General features: G+C 65.3%; 20 protein-coding genes, 1 other RNA gene and 1 pseudogene. 10 read left to right on the top strand and 12 right to left on the bottom strand.

What is annotated here, in order from left to right; all coding sequences use genetic code 11:
• The first annotated feature begins 36 nt into the window (after positions 1 to 36).
• From QW881_RS02340 to arsH, 4 genes are all read left to right on the top strand, one after another.
• On the top strand, positions 37 to 1,032 hold the full coding sequence (locus QW881_RS02340) for a permease (RefSeq protein WP_409998988.1): 996 nt from the start codon (positions 37 to 39) through the stop codon (positions 1,030 to 1,032).
• A 16-nt stretch (positions 1,033 to 1,048) separates the two neighbouring features.
• Positions 1,049 to 1,285: a thioredoxin family protein gene (locus tag QW881_RS02335; RefSeq protein ID WP_315756369.1), complete on the top strand. Its 237-nt coding sequence runs from the start codon at positions 1,049 to 1,051 to the stop codon at positions 1,283 to 1,285.
• On the top strand, positions 1,270 to 1,785 hold the full coding sequence (locus tag QW881_RS02330; RefSeq protein ID WP_315756370.1) for a heme-binding protein: 516 nt from the start codon (positions 1,270 to 1,272) through the stop codon (positions 1,783 to 1,785). Before QW881_RS02335 ends, QW881_RS02330 begins: the two co-directional genes overlap by 16 nt.
• Before the next feature lie 78 nt (positions 1,786 to 1,863).
• Positions 1,864 to 2,565, top strand: coding sequence for an arsenical resistance protein ArsH (arsH, locus tag QW881_RS02325; RefSeq protein ID WP_315756385.1), 702 nt, complete (start codon positions 1,864 to 1,866; stop codon positions 2,563 to 2,565).
• A gap of 937 nt (positions 2,566 to 3,502) precedes the next feature.
• Here arsH and QW881_RS02320 read toward each other — a convergent pair.
• The 12 genes and pseudogenes from QW881_RS02320 to QW881_RS02265 all read right to left on the bottom strand — a co-directional run bounded on the left by QW881_RS02320 (position 3,503) and on the right by QW881_RS02265 (position 13,558).
• Positions 3,503 to 5,005 carry a Do family serine endopeptidase gene (locus QW881_RS02320; protein WP_315736881.1) on the bottom strand — a complete coding sequence of 501 codons (1,503 nt, stop codon included), beginning with the start codon at positions 5,003 to 5,005 and terminating at the stop codon, positions 3,503 to 3,505.
• A gap of 226 nt (positions 5,006 to 5,231) precedes the next feature.
• Positions 5,232 to 5,438: a DUF2065 domain-containing protein gene (locus QW881_RS02315; RefSeq protein WP_008960820.1), complete on the bottom strand. Its 207-nt coding sequence runs from the start codon at positions 5,436 to 5,438 to the stop codon at positions 5,232 to 5,234.
• A gap of 120 nt (positions 5,439 to 5,558) precedes the next feature.
• On the bottom strand, positions 5,559 to 6,497 hold the full coding sequence (gene hflC, locus QW881_RS02310) for a protease modulator HflC (RefSeq protein ID WP_315736879.1): 939 nt from the start codon (positions 6,495 to 6,497) through the stop codon (positions 5,559 to 5,561).
• Positions 6,494 to 7,621, bottom strand: coding sequence for an FtsH protease activity modulator HflK (gene hflK / locus QW881_RS02305; RefSeq protein ID WP_315736878.1), 1,128 nt, complete (start codon positions 7,619 to 7,621; stop codon positions 6,494 to 6,496). The genes hflC and hflK overlap by 4 nt, the downstream gene beginning before the upstream one ends.
• A 248-nt stretch (positions 7,622 to 7,869) precedes the next feature.
• Entirely contained in the window at positions 7,870 to 8,382 is a 513-nt protein-coding gene (locus QW881_RS02300; RefSeq protein ID WP_315755145.1) for a dihydrofolate reductase, read from the bottom strand.
• Positions 8,379 to 8,864 (bottom strand): GNAT family N-acetyltransferase, encoded by a 486-nt coding sequence (locus QW881_RS02295; protein ID WP_315736874.1) that lies wholly within the window; start codon positions 8,862 to 8,864, stop codon positions 8,379 to 8,381. The genes QW881_RS02300 and QW881_RS02295 overlap by 4 nt, the downstream gene beginning before the upstream one ends.
• 3 nt (positions 8,865 to 8,867) lie before the next feature.
• Positions 8,868 to 9,662: a thymidylate synthase gene (locus QW881_RS02290; protein ID WP_315755144.1), complete on the bottom strand. Its 795-nt coding sequence runs from the start codon at positions 9,660 to 9,662 to the stop codon at positions 8,868 to 8,870.
• Between the two features lie 189 nt (positions 9,663 to 9,851).
• Positions 9,852 to 10,031: pseudogene (locus QW881_RS02285) on the bottom strand (tripartite tricarboxylate transporter substrate binding protein BugD); the annotation flags it as partial.
• A gap of 1 nt (position 10,032) precedes the next feature.
• Positions 10,033 to 11,547, bottom strand: a complete 1,515-nt coding sequence (locus tag QW881_RS02280; protein WP_315755143.1) for a tripartite tricarboxylate transporter permease — start codon at positions 11,545 to 11,547, stop codon at positions 10,033 to 10,035.
• A 7-nt stretch (positions 11,548 to 11,554) separates the two neighbouring features.
• Positions 11,555 to 12,334: a tripartite tricarboxylate transporter TctB family protein gene (locus QW881_RS02275; RefSeq protein ID WP_315755142.1), complete on the bottom strand. Its 780-nt coding sequence runs from the start codon at positions 12,332 to 12,334 to the stop codon at positions 11,555 to 11,557.
• A gap of 97 nt (positions 12,335 to 12,431) precedes the next feature.
• Positions 12,432 to 12,965 (bottom strand): chromate transporter, encoded by a 534-nt coding sequence (locus tag QW881_RS02270; protein ID WP_315713367.1) that lies wholly within the window; start codon positions 12,963 to 12,965, stop codon positions 12,432 to 12,434.
• Positions 12,962 to 13,558 carry a chromate transporter gene (locus tag QW881_RS02265; protein ID WP_315755140.1) on the bottom strand — a complete coding sequence of 199 codons (597 nt, stop codon included), beginning with the start codon at positions 13,556 to 13,558 and terminating at the stop codon, positions 12,962 to 12,964. Before QW881_RS02265 ends, QW881_RS02270 begins: the two co-directional genes overlap by 4 nt.
• A gap of 95 nt (positions 13,559 to 13,653) precedes the next feature.
• On the opposite strand from QW881_RS02265, the gene ssrA reads away from it, so the two are divergent.
• The 6 genes from ssrA (at position 13,654) to QW881_RS02235 (ending at position 17,434) form a co-directional block, all read left to right on the top strand.
• Positions 13,654 to 14,008, top strand: a transfer-messenger RNA (tmRNA) gene (ssrA, locus tag QW881_RS02260).
• Positions 14,009 to 14,287: 279 nt separating this feature from the next.
• Positions 14,288 to 14,818: an SspB family protein gene (locus QW881_RS02255; RefSeq protein WP_315755138.1), complete on the top strand. Its 531-nt coding sequence runs from the start codon at positions 14,288 to 14,290 to the stop codon at positions 14,816 to 14,818.
• Between the two features lie 97 nt (positions 14,819 to 14,915).
• Positions 14,916 to 16,340: a class II fumarate hydratase gene (gene fumC / locus QW881_RS02250; protein ID WP_315755137.1), complete on the top strand. Its 1,425-nt coding sequence runs from the start codon at positions 14,916 to 14,918 to the stop codon at positions 16,338 to 16,340.
• A gap of 238 nt (positions 16,341 to 16,578) precedes the next feature.
• Entirely contained in the window at positions 16,579 to 16,764 is a 186-nt protein-coding gene (locus QW881_RS02245; RefSeq protein ID WP_315736863.1) for a DUF4169 family protein, read from the top strand.
• Complete coding sequence (locus QW881_RS02240) at positions 16,764 to 17,051, top strand: ribbon-helix-helix domain-containing protein (RefSeq protein ID WP_315755136.1); 288 nt, start codon at positions 16,764 to 16,766, stop codon at positions 17,049 to 17,051. The genes QW881_RS02245 and QW881_RS02240 overlap by 1 nt, the downstream gene beginning before the upstream one ends.
• Positions 17,052 to 17,158: 107 nt before the next feature.
• Positions 17,159 to 17,434 (top strand): ferrous iron transport protein A, encoded by a 276-nt coding sequence (locus tag QW881_RS02235; RefSeq protein ID WP_315713372.1) that lies wholly within the window; start codon positions 17,159 to 17,161, stop codon positions 17,432 to 17,434.
• The last annotated feature ends 20 nt before the right edge of the window (positions 17,435 to 17,454 follow it).

The following is a 17,454-nucleotide window of genomic DNA, read 5'->3' as shown; positions in this document are numbered from 1 at the left end:
TATCCTGACGGGTCGGCATCGGCTGCGATCTGGATCATGGCGACGGCAACTGCCGTCGCGATGTGGTTTGCGATCTACTGGCAGCTTGAGGCGCTCTCGGCATGGCTGGTGTCGTTGCTGCCGGTGCCCCGCGGCAGCCATCTGGAACAAGCCACGCGCTTCTTCGTGTTCGACGCGCCCAAGGTGCTGATGCTGATGACGCTGGTCGTATTCGGCATGGGCGTCGTGCGCAGCTTCTTTTCAGCCGAGCGAACCCGCGCATTGCTCGCCGGCAAGCGCGAGGGCCTCGGCAACGTCGCGGCTGCGATCCTCGGCGTATTCACTCCCTTCTGCTCGTGCTCGGCGGTGCCGCTCTTCGTCGGCTTCGTCTCGGCGAGCGTCCCACTCGGCGTGACCTTCTCGTTCCTGATTGCGGCGCCAATGGTGAACGAGGTCGCGCTCGGCCTGCTGTTCGCGCTGGTCGGCTGGAGGATCGCCGCGATCTATCTGGCCTTCGGCCTGGCGGTCGCGATCGTGGCGGGATGGATCATCGGACGACTGCATCTCGAAGGCTGGCTCGAGCAATGGGTTCGCGACGTGCGCGCAGGACAGGCGGAGCTGCAGCCCGATTCACAGACCGTCGCCGATCGGATCCGGGCCGGGATCGACGCGGTGCGCGACATCGTCGGCCGCGTCTGGGCCTGGATCATCATCGGCATTGCGGCGGGCGCATTCATTCACGGCTATGTCCCGAACGACCTGCTCGCCTCGATCATGGGCAAGGACCAATGGTGGTCCGTGCCGGCCGTGGTGCTGATCGGCGTGCCGATGTACGCCAACGCTGCGGGCATCATTCCCGTCGTCGAGGCGCTGCTCGGCAAGGGCGCGGCGCTCGGAACGGTGCTCGCCTTCATGATGAGCGTCATCGCGCTTTCGTTTCCCGAGATGCTCATTCTGCGCAAGGTGCTGACGCTCCGGCTGATCGCTGTCTTCGCGGGCGTCGTCGCCGCCGGCATCGTCGCCGTCGGCTATCTCTTCAACGCCCTGTTCTGATGAAAGGACAAGCCCCATGAAGAACGTCAAAATTCTCGGCTCCGGCTGCAAGCGCTGTGTTCAGACCGCAGCAATGGCCTCCTCGGAAGCAAGCAAGCTCGGCATCGAGATCGAGCTGGAAAAGATCACGGACTTCGCCGACATTGCCCGGTTCGGCATCGCCTCGACGCCGGGCGTGGTGATCGACGGCAAGGTCGTCCATGCGGGCGGCCTGCCGAAGCCAGAAGACATGGCGAAATGGCTGTCAGCGTGATGGTGTTGCGTCCGCTGCTCACAGCGGTCCTCCTGCTCGGCCCGGCTGTCGTGGCGCGCGCCGACGACCCCACGTGGACGCGCCGGATCATCGCGCCGGACACGGCGCTCAAGGCGGCACAGGCGGCGCTCGCGGAGTGCCGCAAACGCGGTTGGCAGGCTGCCGTGACCGTGAGCGATCCGTCGGGGCTCGCGCTGGTCACCCTGCGCGACCGTTTCGCCGGCTGGCATACCCTTGAGGCCGCGACGGGCAAGGCGAGGACAGCCGCGAGCTGGCGCGAGGCGACGAGCACGCTCGCAGCCCGGCTGGCACGACCGGACGCCGCGGAGCGGGCCATCGTCAATGTTCCCGGCGTTGTCATGGTCGGCGGCGGCATGCCAATAGAGGCCGCTGGCCAGCAGGTCGGAGCGATCGGCGTATCCGGCGCGCCCGGAGGCGACAACGACGACATCTGCGCGAAGGCCGGCATCGAAGCGGTCGCTGCGGACATCGCGTTCTGAGCGCTTGTACCGGCGGATCTCGAACGAGGACGGCCAACGCCGATCATTTTGCCGGAGGATACCGCGTTGTCTGACACGATGCCTCAATTGGACGAAACCTCATTCCGTGCCATCGACCGCGCGAAGCTGCTGGAGCCTGCGCTCTCCTCCCACCCTCCGCGAATCCTGTTGCTCTACGGATCGCTCCGGCAACGCTCGTTCAGCCGGCTGCTGACCGAGGAAGCGGCGCGCATTCTCGTGCGCTTCGGCGCGGAGACACGGACTTTCGATCCGCGCGGCTTGCCGCTGGTCGACGACGCCGAACCGGATCATCCGAAGGTCCGCGAGCTGCGCGATCTCGTGACCTGGTGCGAAGGCATGGTGTGGTGCTCGCCGGAGCGGCACGGCGCGATGACCGGCGTGATGAAGACCCAGATCGACTGGATCCCACTGTCGCTCGGGGCCGTCCGGCCGACGCAGGGCAAGACGTTGGCCGTGATGCAGGTCAGCGGCGGCTCGCAGTCGTTCAACGCGGTCAATCAGCTTCGGGTGCTCGGCCGCTGGATGCGGCTGATCACCATCCCGAACCAGTCATCGGTGCCAAAGGCGTTCGCGGAGTTCGACGACACCGATCGCATGAAGCCGTCGTCCTACTACGACCGCGTCGTGGACGTCATGGAGGAGCTCGTCAAGTTCACGCTGCTGACGCGCGACCGGGCGGACTATCTGGTCGACCGCTATTCCGAGCGCAAGGAAAGTGCCGAGGAATTGTCGAAGCGGGTCAACCAGCGGTCGCTGTGAGACTCCGGCCGCGCGCTCCACCCTGCGCCGGAACGTCGTCGCCGGCCAGCCGGGGGCGGGGCAATGGCTTCTGAAAAAAATAATATTCTTGCGCTTTATCTGAAATCATGATTGTCTATGCGCATCCCGCCTCACCGCAGAGGGGCGTAGCGCGCGATCGTCACGACACGCGAGGTGGGGATGCGATGGCCGCGTTGTTGCCGCAGCGTGTCTTCGGGCACGCCGACGAACGGCGATGCGCGGACGTGAAGTCGCAGCGTCCTGATACCCCGATGCTGGTATCACGCGCAGTGCGCGCAAGCGCATTGTCGCAATGGTGGCCAACAAGCCCGGCGCACCAGGGAGACTGCGTATAAGCGTGAAGACCGTCGCGCAGGGAATGCCGGTTGAATCGGCTTTGCCTGTGGTACCTGCCGCCTGCATTTTTTCCGCAGGCGGGCCATGGGTGAGGCCTTCACCCGGCATTCCCTGCGCCCTCTGCATTTCGAGAGGGACGAACTGATTGCAGACCTCGGGCGCGATGCGCCGCGAGACTGCAAAGCTATGTCGATCGCTGTTTGAGCCGTGAATTCGCCTTGCGAACCGTCGTCGTCCCGGACAAGCCACGGCGCGCGCCAGCGCGTCGGGGCGCCGATCCGGGACCCCTACGCCGCGGCCGTCGCGACGAGCAAACGGCCAATGATCAGCCCGCCCCAAACTGCTCCCTGGGGCTATGGGTCCCGGCTCAAGGCCGGGACGACAGCGGAGTGTGTGGCTGCCGTAGGGTGGGCAAAGCGGCCGTCCGCAGGGCGGCAGCGTGCCCACCGTCGTGCAGCGAACGCAGAAGCCACATGGTGGGCACGGCGCGCGAGGGAGCGTCGCACCAAGCGTAGGTCACGGTGCGCCTTTGCCCACCCTACGCACCGTGCCCCGCGATGTGGAGGCGTGGACTCCTGCCCTACTGCAAACTCAACGCCACGAAGCGCAGCTCGCCGTCGGCGTTGGAGACGAGCAGCAGCACCGACTTCTTGCCGTCCTTCTTGAGCTGGTCGACGCGCTTCTTGATGTCGACGCCCGAGGTCACCGCCTCCTGGGCGACCTCGACGATGACGTCGCCGGCCGACAGCCGCTTCTCGGCGGCATCGGAGGCCTGGTCAACGCCGGTGACGACGACGCCCTTGACGCTGTCCTTGATCTTGTAGCGGGCGCGCAGGTCCTTCGACAACGCGGCGAGATCGAGCCCGAGCGCCTTCTGGGTCACCGGCTTCTCGGCCGGCTCGTCCTTCTTGATCGCCGCCTGCTGCACCTTCTCGGTATCCTCGAGCCGACCGAGCTTGACCTTGAGCGTCTGCTCCTGGCCCTTGCGGATGACGATGACGTCGACCTCCTTGCCGACGGCGGTGTCGGCGACGATGCGCGACAGGTCCTTCGGCTCCTTGATGTCATGGCCGTCGAACTTGACGACGACGTCGCCCGGCTCGATGCCAGCCGGCTTGGCCGGTCCCTTGTCGTCGACGCCGGCGACCAGCGCGCCGCGCGCCGGCTTGATGTTGAGGCTTTCCGCGATCTCGTCGGTGACGCCCTGGATGCGTACGCCGAGCCAGCCGCGGCGCAGCTCGCCGAACTGGCGCAGCTGGTCGACGACGCCGGCCACGGTCTTCGACGGCACCGCGAAGCCGATGCCGATCGAGCCGCCCGACGGCGAGATGATCAGCGTGTTGACGCCGATGACCTCGCCCTCGAGGTTGAACAGCGGGCCGCCGGAATTGCCGCGGTTGATGGCGGCGTCGGTCTGGATGTAGCTGTCATAGGGTCCCGACGAGATGTCGCGGTTCTTGGCCGAGACGATGCCGGCGGTGACGGTGCCACCGAGGCTGAACGGGTTGCCGATCGCGACCACCCAATCGCCCAGCCGGAGCTTGTCGGAGTCGCCGAACTTGACGACGGTCAGCGGCCGCGGCGGCTTGAACTTGAGCACCGCAAGGTCGGTCTTCTTGTCGACGCCGACGAGCTCGGCCTTGATCTTGGTGCCGTCGTTGAGGATCACGTTGATCTCATCGGCATCGGCAATGACGTGGTTGTTGGTGACGACAACGCCCGAGTCGTCGACGATGAAGCCCGAGCCCAGCGAGTTGGTGCGGCGCGGCGAGTTGTCGGCACCGCCCCGGCCGCCCGGACCGCCGCGGCGGTTCTTGAAGAAGTCGTCGAAGAACTCCTCGAACGGCGAGCCCGGCGGCACCTGCGGATTGGCGTTCCGCCCCTCGGACGAGCCGCCCTTGGGCTCGACAGTCTGCGAGGTCGAGATGTTGACGACGGCGTCGATCACCTTTTCGGCGACATCGGCGATCCCCTCCGGCCCCCGCGCCGAGGCCGGGGCCGGCGCGAGCGCCCAGCCCGCGGCAAGAACCGCCGCGGTCAGGATCGGGCGCAGTCGACGGCTGAAAGCAAGGGTTGCGGTCATCGGGCGGATCTCCAGAAAAGTCGGCAAATTCAACCGTTACAGTGCGCCGGAACCGGCGGGGGACGCAAGCACGCCGGATCGGACCGCGGATTCATCATTGAGGGCGACCTAATACGGCAAAATGGCGCAGCCATCGCCTCACAATGGCGTTGGCCGGCCGGCGGACCGTCGTTTGCCGCGGCCGCCCCTCGTTCGGCGAACGCGCAAACGCACAACAATCCGCCGCTCAGATCGGTCGCCGGATCACCCAGATCAGGACCAAACCGGCCACCGCGGAGCCGATGCCGACCGCGCGCAGCACGTTGTCGGGCGTGGTCATCGCGGTCTTCATGGCCCGCCGCATCCACTCCGGACTGGCCGCGAACATCAGGCCTTCGAGCACGAACAGGATACCTAATCCGATGAGGAAATCGGAAAACGCAATGGACCTCATCCGACCCGGACCTCCCGTTCGACCTTCTTGACATGTAACGGGGCGAAGCAACGGCTTCGCCCCGTCCATGTCAACTCCTATTCGCCCGGATCAACCGCCCTGGGCATCAGGCAGGTGCCATCAGGGCTTGGGCGCCGGCACCGCGACGGCCGCGGTCGAGCCGGCGGTGGACGACGTCTCCGCCGCCGGCTTCCCCGAGGGGTTGGCGAAGTAGCGGAAGAACTCCGAATCGGGCCGCAGCAGGAAGCGGGTGTCGCCGGATTTCAGGCCGTTCTCATACGCCGTCATCGAGCGATAGAAGGCGAAGAAGTCGCGGTCCTTGCTGTAGGCCTCGGCGAACAGCCGGTTGCGTTCGGCATCGCCGGCGCCGCGGGTCTGCTCCGCCTGCGAGTTGGCCTCGGCGACGATCACGGTGGCCTCGCGATCGGCCTTGGACCTGATCTCCTGGGCCTTCTGGCCGCCGAACGCCCGGAACTCCTCGGCCTCGCGCTGCCGCTCGGTCTTCATCCGATTGTACACCGCCTGGCTGTTGGCCTCCGGCAGGTCGGCGCGGCGGATGCGGACGTCCACCACCTGGATGCCATAGGCGTCGGCCTCCTTGTCGAGCTGATCGCGGATCTTGCGCATCAGGCCCTCGCGCTCGTCGCGCACGACTTGCGTGAAGGTGACCTCGCCGAGCACGCGGCGCAACGAGGCGTTGAGCAGCGTGCCGAGCTGGACGTTGGCGGTCTGGATTGAGCCGACGCTCTGGTAGAATTGCAGCGCGTTCTTGATCTTGTAGCGCGCGAAGGCGTCGACGACGAGCCGCTTCTGGTCGAAGGCGATCACTTCCTGCGAGGGGTTCTCGAGGTCGAGGATGCGCTTGTCGATCGAGATCACGTTGTCGATGAACGGCGCCTTGAAGTTCAGGCCAGGCTCGGTGACGACGTCGACCGGCTTGCCGAACCGCACGACCAGCGCCTGCTCGGTCTGCTGCACGGTGAACAGCGAGCTGTAGCCGATGACGACGAGCACGAGCACGGCGACGAGCGCGACGATGCCTGCAACGGGGGACCTCATCGGACGCCTCCCTGCTGAGCCGCCGGCGCCGTACGGCGCGGCAGGAGATCGCCGAGCGGCAGCAGCGGCACGGGGCCGCCGGAGGCACCGCTGTCGAGCACGAGCTTCTCCGAGCCGCCGAGCACGCGCTCCATGGTCTCGAGATAGATCCGTTCGCGGGTCACGTCGGGCGCCTTCTTGTACTCGTCATAGACCTTGAGGAAGCGCGCGCTCTGGCCCTTGGCCTCGGCGATCGCCTGCTCCTTGTAGCCTTCGGCGACCTGCAGGATCTGCGCGGCGCGACCGCGCGCATCCGGCACGACCTTGTTGGCGTAGGTCTGGGCTTCGTTCTGGAGACGCTCGAGGTCGGCACGCGCCGCCTGGACGTCGCGGAACGCCTCGATCACCTGGGCCGGCGGATCGACCTTCTGCATCTGCACCTGGGTGATCTGGATGCCGGAGCCGTAGTTGTCGAGCGTCTTCTGCATCAGCTCCTGCACGTTCTGCTCGATCACGGTGCGGGCGCCGGTGAGAATCGGCTGGATGTTCGACCGGCCGATCACCTCACGCATCGCGCTCTCGGCCACCGCCTTCACGGTGCCCTCGGGGTTCTGGATGTTGAACAGGAAGTCGGCGGCGCCCTTCGGCTTGATGCGCCAGAGAACGGTGACGTCGACGTCGACGATGTTCTCGTCGCCGGTCAGCATCAGGCTTTCCTCGGGGACATCGCGACCGCCGCGGCCGCGCCGGCCGGGATCGTCATTGGCGGTGATGCCGATCGAGATCGAGTTGACGCGCAGCGCCTTGGGCAGCAGCACGGTCTCGATCGGATAAGGCAGGTGATAGCGCAGGCCCGGCTGCTCATCGCGGACATATTTGCCGAAGCGGAGCACAACGCCGAGCTCCTCGGACTGCACGCGGTAGATGCCGGAGGCGAGCCAGATGATGATGGCGCCGAGCACGATCAGCAGGACGCCGGCGGTGCCGAAGCCGCCACCGGGGATGAACTGCTGCAGCCGGTCCTGGCCGCGCCGCAGAAGATCTTCCAGGTCGGGCGGCCTTGGACCGACCGGTTGCGGTCCCGAGCCCCAGGGCCCCTTCGGACCCTGACCCCACGGGCCTCCGCCCTGATTCTTCCACGCCATCGATCGATCTCCTCCGAGAGGCTGAGTGTGCACCAACGCCGGCCCCGACGGTCGCCGGGTTATAAGGGACGGCCCCGCCCCTTACAACGTAGCGCTCCAGCTAAGCCCGAACCGGGTTTTGTCAATGTAAACAGGGCCGGAAGCGCCGGTTTGCCGCGGCCTCAAATCCGCCACGCGGCCAAACAACGCGACTTCATCATTAACGGACGGTCTTGAACGGCCGTCGCGCCGGTCCCACTGGCAAACGCTCACCGCCGCCGGCGATAGGTGACGTAGGAGAATTCGGCCTGATCGTCAGGCCCCGAGGCATGGCGCTCCCGCGCCACCTCCTCCCATTGGGCCGGGTCGATCGCCGGAAACACGGTATCGCCAAGCGGGCTCGCATGCACCTCGGTGATCTCCAACCGGTCGGCGATCGGCATCGTCGCAGCAAAGAGCTCGGTGCCTCCGATGACCGCGATCTCCGCGGCTGAACGCCGCAGCGCATCACCACGCGCGATGCCGAGCGCTTCATCAACGGTATGGGTCACGATCGCGCCCGGCGCGCGAAACTCGGAATCGCGGGTGACGACGATGTTGGTGCGGCCCGGCAGCGGCCGGCGCGGAAACGAGATGAAGGTCTTGCGGCCCATCACGATCGGGCGCCCCATGGTCATCGCCTTGAAGCGCTGCATGTCACTCTTCTGCCGCCACGGGATCGCACCGGCGGCGCCGATGATGCCGTTGTCGGCGACTGCGACGATCAGCACGATCTCGATCACGGCGCCCTCTCCGCGAGCTGAGCGAGCGCCTCGCCCATGACCTTGCAGAGCTTCCAGTCGTCCATCAGCTCGGCGCCGAGCGACTTGTAGAAGGTGATCGACGGCGCGTTCCAGTCGAGCACCGACCATTGCAGCCGCGCCCAGTTGCGCTCGACACAGGTGCGGGCGAGATGGCCGAGCAGCGCCTGGCCGATGCCGTTGCGGCGGAACGCGGGGCGGACGAACAGGTCCTCGAGATAGATGCCGGGCTTTCCGGCGAAGGTGGAGAAATTGACGAACCAGACCGCAAAGCCCGCGACCTCGCCGTTCCACTCGGCGATGTCGCAGAACAGCGTGGGATGCGCGCAGAACAGCGCCGCGGCGATGTCCGCCTCGCTGGCTGAAACCTCGTGCGAGAGCTTCTCGTAGTCGGCGAGCTCCCGGATCAGCGCGAACACGCTTCCGATGTCGTCAGGCCGGGCGCTGCGGATCGACAGTGGCATGCGTCAGACCGCGACCTCGGCCTTGATATGCGGATGCGGATCGTAGCCGGCGAGCGCGAAGTCCTCGTAGCGGAAGCCGAAGATGTCCGTGACGTCCGGATTGAGCGTCATGGTTGGCAGCGGACGGGGCGCGCGAGTGAGTTGCAGCCGCGCCTGCTCGATGTGGTTGGAATAGAGATGCACGTCGCCGAAGGAGTGCACGAATTCGCCGGGCTTCAATCCCGTCACCTGCGCCACCATCATCGTCAGCAACGCGTAGGAGGCGATGTTGAAGGGCACGCCGAGGAACACGTCGGCCGAGCGCTGATAGAGCTGGCACGACAATTTGCCGTTCACGACGTAGAACTGGAACAGGCAGTGGCAGGGCGGCAGCGCCATCTTCTCGACATCGGCCGGGTTCCAGGCGGTCACGATCAGCCGGCGCGAATCCGGGTTGCGCCTGATCATATCGATCACGCCCGCGATCTGGTCGATATGGCCGCCGTCCGGCGTCGGCCAGGAGCGCCACTGATAGCCGTAGACGGGGCCGAGATCGCCATTGGCATCGGCCCATTCGTCCCAGATCGTGACGCCGTTGTCGTGAAGGTATTTGATGTTGGTGTCGCCCTTCAGGAACCACAGCAGCTCGTGCACGATCGCCTTCAGCGGCAGCCGCTTGGTGGTCACCAGCGGAAAGCCGGCCGCAAGGTTGAAGCGCATCTGGTGGCCGAACACCGACAGCGTGCCGGTGCCGGTGCGGTCGTGTTTCTCGGCACCGTCGGACAGGATGCGTTCGAGCAGGTCGTGATACTGGTGCATGGTGCGCGCTGGCGGCCTTTCGCAGAAGGCGGCGAATTTAACGGCAGGAATCGCCCGGCCCTAGCCTCGACTCGGCCCGGTCACCAATTATACCCCGAAAATTGTCGGCCGCCGCCGCAAATGACGCAAATGAGAAGGGCGGAACCGTCCGTTTCGCCCTGCCCCTTCCGCCTCGATGGTCGTCTCGCGCTAGCTCGCCGGCTTGAGCACCGCGGTCCATTTGATGATTTCCGCCTTCACCAGCGCCGCCAGCGCTTCCGGCGTGCGGTCCGCAGCACCGGGAATGACGCTATCGAACTCAAGCAGGCGCTTGCGGACGCCCTCGTCGTCGAGCGCCTGGGCAGCGGCGGCGTTGAGCTGGCCCGCGAGGTCAGCCTTCGCTTTCCACGAAAACCTCGTCGCGCTTGCGGCGCAGCGTCGGCAGCACCGCCAGCACCAGCAGTCCCGCGGCAATCGCGAGCAGCACGGCGGACAGTGGCCGCGTCAGGAACACCGACCAGTCGCCGCGCGAGATCAACAGCGCGCGGCGCAGGTTCTCCTCCATCAGCGGCCCCAGTACCATGCCGAGCAGCAGCGGCGCCGGCTCGAAATCATGCTTGATCAGCCAGTAGCCGACGAGGCCGAACGCGCCCGCCAGGACGACGTCGACCGGCGCGTTGTTGACGGAGTAGATCCCGATCGCGCAGAAGATCACGATCGACGGGAACATCAGCCGGTATGGCACGCGCAGCAGCCGCACCCAGATGCCGACCAGCGGCAGGTTGATGATGATCAGCATGAGATTGCCGATCCACATCGAGGCGATCATGCCCCAGACCAGATCAGGCTGCTTCTGCATCACCTGCGGGCCCGGCACGATGCCGTGGATGGTCATCGCGCCGACCATCAGCGCCATGACCGCATTCGGCGGAATGCCGAGCGTCAGCAGTGGAATGAAGGAGGTCTGGGCCGCCGCATTGTTGGCGCTCTCCGGCGCCGCGACGCCCTCGATCGCACCGCGACCGAACCGCGACGGATCTCGCGCGAGCTTCTTCTCCAGCGTATAGGCCGCGAACGAGGCGATCACCGCACCGCCGCCCGGCAGGATGCCGAGGATCGAGCCGAGCACCGTGCCGCGCAGGATCGCCGGCGTGGAGTCTTTCAGATCCTTTCGGGTCGGCATCAGGCCGGTGATCTTCTTCTGCACGAGGTCGCGGTCCATCTCCGCGCCGGCATCGAGATTGCGGATGATCTCGGCAAAGCCGAACACGCCCATCGCGACGGTGGCAAAGCCCAGGCCGTCGGCGAGCTCGGGAATATTGAAGGCCATGCGCGAGACGCCGGTCTCGATGTCCGAGCCGACCATCGACAGCAGCAGGCCGAGCACGATCATTGCGATCGCCTTCAGCACCGAGCCCTTCGCCAGCACGACTGCGAAGATCAGGCCCAGCACCATCAGCGAGAAATACTCGGCTGGGCCGAACGCCAGCGCGAGCTTGGTCAACGGCGCGCCGAGGATCGCAATCAGCACGGTGGCAACGCAGCCGGCGAAGAATGAGCCGATCGCGGCAATCGCCAGCGCCGGACCGGCACGGCCCTGCTTCGCCATCTGGAAGCCGTCGAGCGCGGTTACCACCGACGTCGCCTCGCCAGGAATGTTCACCAGGATCGACGTGGTCGAGCCGCCATACTGCGCGCCGTAATAGATGCCGGCCAGCATGATCAGCGCGCCGACCGGCGGCAGGCCGAAGGTGATCGGCAGCAACATCGCGACGGTGGCGATGGTCCCGATGCCCGGGAGAACGCCGACCAGCGTGCCGACCAGCGCGCCGATCAGGCACATCAGCAGATTGATTGGCGACAACGCGACGGCGAAACCGTGGGCGAGATTAGCAAACAGATCCATCACGCCCTCACTGCAAAAGGAAACGCGGCAACAGCGGCATCGGCAACCCCAGCACGTAGGGGAACAGCAGCGCGCAGCCACCGGTCAGGCAGATGCCGACGATCAGGGCCTCGCGCCAGCGCGTCTCGGGGCTGCCGATCGCCGCGATCAGGAAGCTTGCAAGCCCCGTGACCAATAGTCCGAGCGGGCGAATGGAGACGGCGAAGGTCAGGATCGCGAGCGAGACGAACAGCGGTCCGCGCCAGTGATAGGTCGCAAGCTGCGCGCCTTCACTCACGACGCCGATCACGGCCACGGCAGCTCCGAGCCCCAGCAGCAGCAGACCGAACATCCGCGGCGCAGTTCCGGCACCGAACGAGAAGCCGCGCATGCCCTGCAGATCGCTGGAGGCCCACAACGCGAACAGCGCGATCGCCATCAGCACGACACCACCGAAATAGTCCTGCGGCGCGCGTGGACGTACCATGAATGTGAACACCGCGACCGCGATCAGCGGATAGGTGTAGATGAGAGCCAGCAGAACATCGGAAGACAGCGATGTCTTGCCGCTTGCGGCATATTGCTGCGCCAGGCTCGGGATCGCAATTGACAAGGCCGACGCATGGGCCGCAATGACCTGCAGCGGACCGCGTCCGGATAGTGGCGCCACGAGACCCGCCAAGGCGATCAGCAGTTCGATGATCTGTGGCGCGAAGGCAAGGACCAGAATGATCGATGCGCCGGTCGCGCTGCGGGCAGCCGGCATGCCCGCCGTTTCGCCCGACAATTGGCCCGTGGTCTCGGCCATGCCTCGCCCTCCCCGATCGGCCTTGATGGCCGGCACTGTTTTCGTTCGGCGGCCCGGAGCAAACCGGTCGCGCTTCTATTTTGCCTAGCGACTTTCCCTAGAGAAGGCCAGCAAAACCAAGACAGCCGCCCGCGGCGAGCAGCCAGAGCGGATTGAGTCGCGTCATAGATGCAACGACTGCGGCAAGGACCGTCAGCGCGAACGCCCGCCACGTCTGGTCGGAAGCCTGACCGAGAATCCATGCGCTCGCCGCCATCAAGCCGATCGACAGCGGCACCAGCGTCGCCTGCAGCATGGCGGGCCAGCGCGCATCCCGCGCATTCGAGAGCCAGCGGCTGACAAAATAGGAGAGCACGGCGGTGGGACCGCACATCGCGATCGTCGCGACCGCCGCACCTGCCACGCCTGCGACCGAATAGCCGATCAGGGTGACGATCAGAACGTTGGGCCCGGGCGACAATTGCGAGAGTGCGAACAGATCGGCGAACTGTTTGTCCGTCATCCAGTGCCGGGCCTCGACTGCAACACGTTGCAGTTCGGGAATCGCCGCCACTGCGCCGCCAACCGCAAACAGCGAGATCAACGCAAAGGTCCAGAACAGCTGGAACAGCGGATTGTCGTCCCCGCTCATCGTGCCCGCCGCGTCTTGGCATAGGTGACGGCAAGGCTGAGCGGCACGGCCACCAGCAGAACCTCCTGAAGCGGCAGGCGCGCCAGCCCGATCGCCACGAACACGCCGACCACGACGACGAGGCCCGCCACGTCGCTCTTCTTGAGGAGCGGCGAGATCATGCGAAACACCACCGACGCCAGCAAGCCCACGGCCACGCAGGACACGCCAGCAAGCCCCCGTCGCCACGTGTCGGCTTGTCCAAAATGACCGTAGATGGCGCCGAGAGAGGTGATCAGCAGCATCGGAGGCCCGAGCAGGCCGGCAAAGGCAGCGATTCCGCCCGGGACACCGCGCAACCGCGCGCCGAACACCACGGAGAAATTCACGATGTTGGGTCCGGGCAGGAAATGGCAGAGCGCGAAGGTCGCGTTGAACTCCTCCGCCGTCATCCAGCGATGCTCATCGACGATTGCACGCCTGGCAAACACCAGCACGCCCCCGAAGCCCGACAGCGACATTTTCGCGAATGCGAAGAAGAGCGTGCGAAGGTTGGGCGGGTGTTCGGCGATGCCGGCCGCGGGAGAGGCAACCCGCGCAACTTCGGAAGGCATGCCGCACTGTAGGAGGACAAAAACCAGAATGCCAAGGTTGAACCAGAGGGTTCCCGGCAGCCGCCCACATTTTTGTCGCGCGCCGCGGCGTTTCGGCCCTGTGCATCCGCCGGCCGGGGGCCTATATAGAACCTGCCGGCTTGCCGGCTATGGAAATAAATCGCCGTCGAAATAAACCATTCGGACCCGGGGGCGGTACCCGGCGCCTCCACCAAAGCCCACCGACAGATGGGTTTTGGCGGGGGCGAAATAGGATCGACGAGGGCGTAAAGGGCGAGCTTTTTCCCGGTATTGTTCCGCCGTTATCGGGCTACTGCAATAGTTGCCAACGACAACTTTGCTCCGGTTGCTCAGGCTGCGTAACGCAGTTTGAAAGACCACCTTAAAGTCCTAACGGGTTAAGCTCCGTTAGGCGGGGTTCGGAGGCACCTGGCAACAGAAGCCTCCACTTTCACGTTCCTCCGCTTTAACCTGTCTTCGCTTTAACTCATCTCCGCTTCAGGGCCGTGCTGTCCCCAGCTTTTTGGCGCGGCTTCGATTCATTCCTTCGTTGACCGGACTTCCGCCAGCTTCTACCCGTTCCCATATCTGGCGATCGACCGGCATGGCTGCTGACCTCAGCGCCGATGCCGGCTACGATGTGATTGACGCGAGTCGGGAATGCTGCTGCCTTGCCGGGCGCGGCGGCCCGAAGCGTCGGGCGCAGCCCTACACGACACAGGACCGATCATGGCGACGGATCATATTCGATACGATGTGCTGGCGCGCGACGCGTTGCGCGGGGTGCTGCGCCGGGTGCTGAGCGACGCTGCCGCCCATGGGCTCCCAGGCGAGCATCATTTCTTCATCACCTTCGTGTCCAAGGCCGAGGGCGTGAAGCTGTCGCCGCGGCTGCTGGCGCAATACCCGGAGGAGATGACGATCATCCTGCAACACCAGTTCTGGGATCTGGTGGTTTCGGAGGATCGGTTCGAAGTCGGCCTGTCGTTCGGCGGCATCCCTGAGCGCCTCGTGGTGCCGTTCCACGCCATCAAGAGCTTCTTCGATCCGTCGGTGCAATTCGGACTGCAGTTCGAGCCGTCGGAGGCGATTGCCGAGACGCCGGCTGCGCCGAAACTGCCGGCCGCCCCGGCGCCGTCGGCCCTTGCCGGTCCGTTGCCTGCGACGCCGGCCGAAGCCGGCGACGACAAGCCGCTCCCGCCGGCCACGCCAGGAGAAGGCGCCGAAGTCGTGCGTCTGGACCGTTTCCGCAAGAAGTAGGCGCATTCGCCCCCGCGCGGAACGACGGTGGGATCACTAGATTGAAGCATGCTCGAACCGGTCGACGCCGGTTCGCAACCAATGACGGGCATGCTTCATGGCACATTCAGCTAGTTCATCATCGCAGGGATCGACGCGCACGGAGACCGACAGCTTCGGCCCGATCGAGGTCGCCGCCGACCGCTATTGGGGCGCGCAGACCGAGCGCAGCCGGCAGAATTTCCGCATCGGCCACGACCGCATGCCGATCGGCATCGTGCGCGCGCTCGCGCTCGTGAAGATGGCTGCGGCGCAGACCAATCGCGAGCTCGGCCTGCTCGAGCCGCGCATGGCGGACGCCATCGTCCAAGCGGCGCAGGAGGTCATCGACGGCAAGCTCGACGACCACTTTCCGCTGGTCGTCTGGCAGACCGGCTCGGGCACCCAGAGCAACATGAACCTCAACGAGGTGATCGCCAATCGCGCCAGCGAACTGCTCGGGGGCGAACGCGGGACCAAGAAGCCCGTACATCCGAACGATCACGTCAACATGAGCCAGTCGTCCAACGACTCCTTCCCCACCGCGATGCACATCGCCGCGGCACGGGCGATCTCGGGCCATCTGGTGCCGGCGTTGTCGGAGCTGCTGGCGGCGTTGCGCGCCAAGCAGGACGCGTTCGCGGACATCGTCAAGATCGGCCGCACCCACACCCAGGACGCCACGCCGCTCACGCTCGGCCAGGAGTTCTCCGGCTACGCCGCGCAGGTCGAGAGCGCGATCGCAAGAATCGAGACGGCGGCGCGAGATCTCTTGCCGCTGGCCCAAGGCGGCACCGCCGTGGGCACCGGCCTGAACGCGGATCCGAAATTCGCGAAGCTGTTCGCCAAGCATGTTGCCGACATCACCGGCTGGCCCCTCACCAGCGCCGCCAACAAATTCGAAGCGCTCGCGTCCAACGACGCCTATGTGTACGTACATGGCGCGCTCAACGCGGCGGCCACTGGCCTGTTCAAGATCGCGAACGACATCCGCTTTCTCGGATCGGGCCCCCGCTCGGGATTGGGGGAATTGATCCTGCCGGAGAACGAGCCCGGCTCCTCGATCATGCCGGGCAAGGTGAATCCGACGCAGTGCGAAGCACTCACGATGGTGTGCTGCCAGGTGTTCGGCAATCACACGGCGATCACCATGGCCGGCAGCCAGGGGCATTTCGAACTGAACGTCTACAAGCCATTGCTCGCACATTGCATGATGCAGTCCATACAATTACTAGGTGATTCAGCGCGTTCATTCAGCGAACATTGCGTGACGGGAATTCGCGCCGACGAGAATCGGATTCGAGAGCTGATGCAGCGCTCGCTGATGCTGGTGACGGCGCTTGCGCCGAAGATCGGCTACGACAATGCGGCCAAGGTCGCCAAATCAGCGCATCAGCACGGCACGACGCTGAAAGAGGAAGCTTTAAGGCTCGGTTTCGTGTCTGAGGACGAATTCGACCGCCTCGTGCAGCCCGAGAAGATGACGCGGCCCGGACGACCCTGACGGTAGCCCCGTAGTACTACGGGGGGTGATGCAATTCTCGCCGTTAACCCCTAAAGGATACTCTCGACTACAAGTTCTGCTGCGTTTGGTGAGTAAACAAATCCCGCTCGCAACGACGCGACTGGCCCTCGAACTATCAGGGAGCGATGACGTGATTGTCTGGAGAACGCCTGAGCTCATCCGCGCAATGCGCATGCTCTCGTCACGACGTTCGATGGCTTAGATGATTGGAGCAAGCATGGGTGATGTCATCAACTTGAAACGTTTCAGAAAGCGCGTGGAGCGCGATGAAGCAGCGAAGGTTGCCGAAAGCAACCGCGCTCGCTTCGGCAGGACGAAGTCCGAACGCGCAAATGACGCGCAACGCGACAAGCGCGCGAACGAATTACTCGATCAACATCGTATCAATGGCGAGGACGCGTGATGAAGTCGCCCGTCGTAAAACGTTCAATCGTGGTCGCTGGCCACAAGACCAGTGTCAGCCTCGAAGAGGCCTTCTGGAACGGCATGAAGGAGATTTCGGGTCTCCGTAACATGACCCTGTCCGAGCTGGTCGGAGAGATCGACAACAATCGCCAGCAGGGCAACCTGTCCTCGGCGATCCGGCTGTTCGTGCTCGACCACTTCAAGAGCCGCGCCGCAGCTTCTTCGGGCCTCGAGCCGAAGGCGGCGGTGGACACCCGGCACACGGCAGCCGTCGCGGCTCCTTGAGGCAGATCAGACGGCGGTCCGCCCGGCCTGTTTAAAATCGCTCTAAGAAGCCGCTGCATTGCACATGCCGCGCTTGACCTCTTGGCACGCGATTGAAAATACAGGCTATGAGCGAAATCTGCGATACAAGGCCGCCTCAGCCGCTCGGTCTTGCCCGGCGAGGCTATACCGGAACAATCCAGCATCTGGCCGCGGGCGGCGCGAGCTCGTCCCTGCCGGACGTCGAATTGGAGAGCCGGCTGATCGAACTGGGCTTCGTCGAGGGGGCCCGGGTCGAAATTCTGCATGAGGGGATCGTCGGGCGCGATCCGATCGCCGTGCGTGTCGACAACATCACCGTCGCGGTCCGCCGGCGCGAGGCCATGGCCGTCATCGTGGCATAGGCCGCGCGGAAAGCGTCGTC

This window comes from Bradyrhizobium sp. SZCCHNS3016 (assembly GCF_032484535.1).
In the GTDB taxonomy this organism is placed as follows: domain Bacteria; phylum Pseudomonadota; class Alphaproteobacteria; order Rhizobiales; family Xanthobacteraceae; genus Bradyrhizobium.
The sequence above is the reverse complement of the archived record's forward strand: the minus strand, read 5'-3'. Positions and strand labels throughout refer to the sequence as shown.

Coding starts and splice junctions, on each gene's coding strand:
- hflK (WP_315736878.1), bottom strand. CDS start 7,621: ATGGCGTGGAAGAATCAGGGCGGAGGCCCGTGGGGTCAGGGTCCGAAG.
- QW881_RS02290 (WP_315755144.1), bottom strand. CDS start 9,662: ATGCACCAGTATCACGACCTGCTCGAACGCATCCTGTCCGACGGTGCC.
- arsH (WP_315756385.1), top strand. CDS start 1,864: ATGCCTCAATTGGACGAAACCTCATTCCGTGCCATCGACCGCGCGAAG.
- QW881_RS02235 (WP_315713372.1), top strand. CDS start 17,159: ATGAGCGAAATCTGCGATACAAGGCCGCCTCAGCCGCTCGGTCTTGCC.
- QW881_RS02280 (WP_315755143.1), bottom strand. CDS start 11,547: ATGGATCTGTTTGCTAATCTCGCCCACGGTTTCGCCGTCGCGTTGTCG.
- QW881_RS02265 (WP_315755140.1), bottom strand. CDS start 13,558: ATGCCTTCCGAAGTTGCGCGGGTTGCCTCTCCCGCGGCCGGCATCGCC.
- QW881_RS02330 (WP_315756370.1), top strand. CDS start 1,270: ATGGCTGTCAGCGTGATGGTGTTGCGTCCGCTGCTCACAGCGGTCCTC.
- QW881_RS02240 (WP_315755136.1), top strand. CDS start 16,764: ATGAAGTCGCCCGTCGTAAAACGTTCAATCGTGGTCGCTGGCCACAAG.
- QW881_RS02320 (WP_315736881.1), bottom strand. CDS start 5,005: ATGACCGCAACCCTTGCTTTCAGCCGTCGACTGCGCCCGATCCTGACC.
- QW881_RS02335 (WP_315756369.1), top strand. CDS start 1,049: ATGAAGAACGTCAAAATTCTCGGCTCCGGCTGCAAGCGCTGTGTTCAG.
- QW881_RS02270 (WP_315713367.1), bottom strand. CDS start 12,965: ATGAGCGGGGACGACAATCCGCTGTTCCAGCTGTTCTGGACCTTTGCG.
- hflC (WP_315736879.1), bottom strand. CDS start 6,497: ATGAGGTCCCCCGTTGCAGGCATCGTCGCGCTCGTCGCCGTGCTCGTG.
- QW881_RS02275 (WP_315755142.1), bottom strand. CDS start 12,334: ATGGCCGAGACCACGGGCCAATTGTCGGGCGAAACGGCGGGCATGCCG.
- QW881_RS02340 (WP_409998988.1), top strand. CDS start 37: ATGGCGACGGCAACTGCCGTCGCGATGTGGTTTGCGATCTACTGGCAG.
- QW881_RS02295 (WP_315736874.1), bottom strand. CDS start 8,864: ATGCCACTGTCGATCCGCAGCGCCCGGCCTGACGACATCGGAAGCGTG.
- QW881_RS02255 (WP_315755138.1), top strand. CDS start 14,288: ATGGCGACGGATCATATTCGATACGATGTGCTGGCGCGCGACGCGTTG.
- QW881_RS02315 (WP_008960820.1), bottom strand. CDS start 5,438: ATGAGGTCCATTGCGTTTTCCGATTTCCTCATCGGATTAGGTATCCTG.
- QW881_RS02245 (WP_315736863.1), top strand. CDS start 16,579: ATGGGTGATGTCATCAACTTGAAACGTTTCAGAAAGCGCGTGGAGCGC.
- fumC (WP_315755137.1), top strand. CDS start 14,916: ATGGCACATTCAGCTAGTTCATCATCGCAGGGATCGACGCGCACGGAG.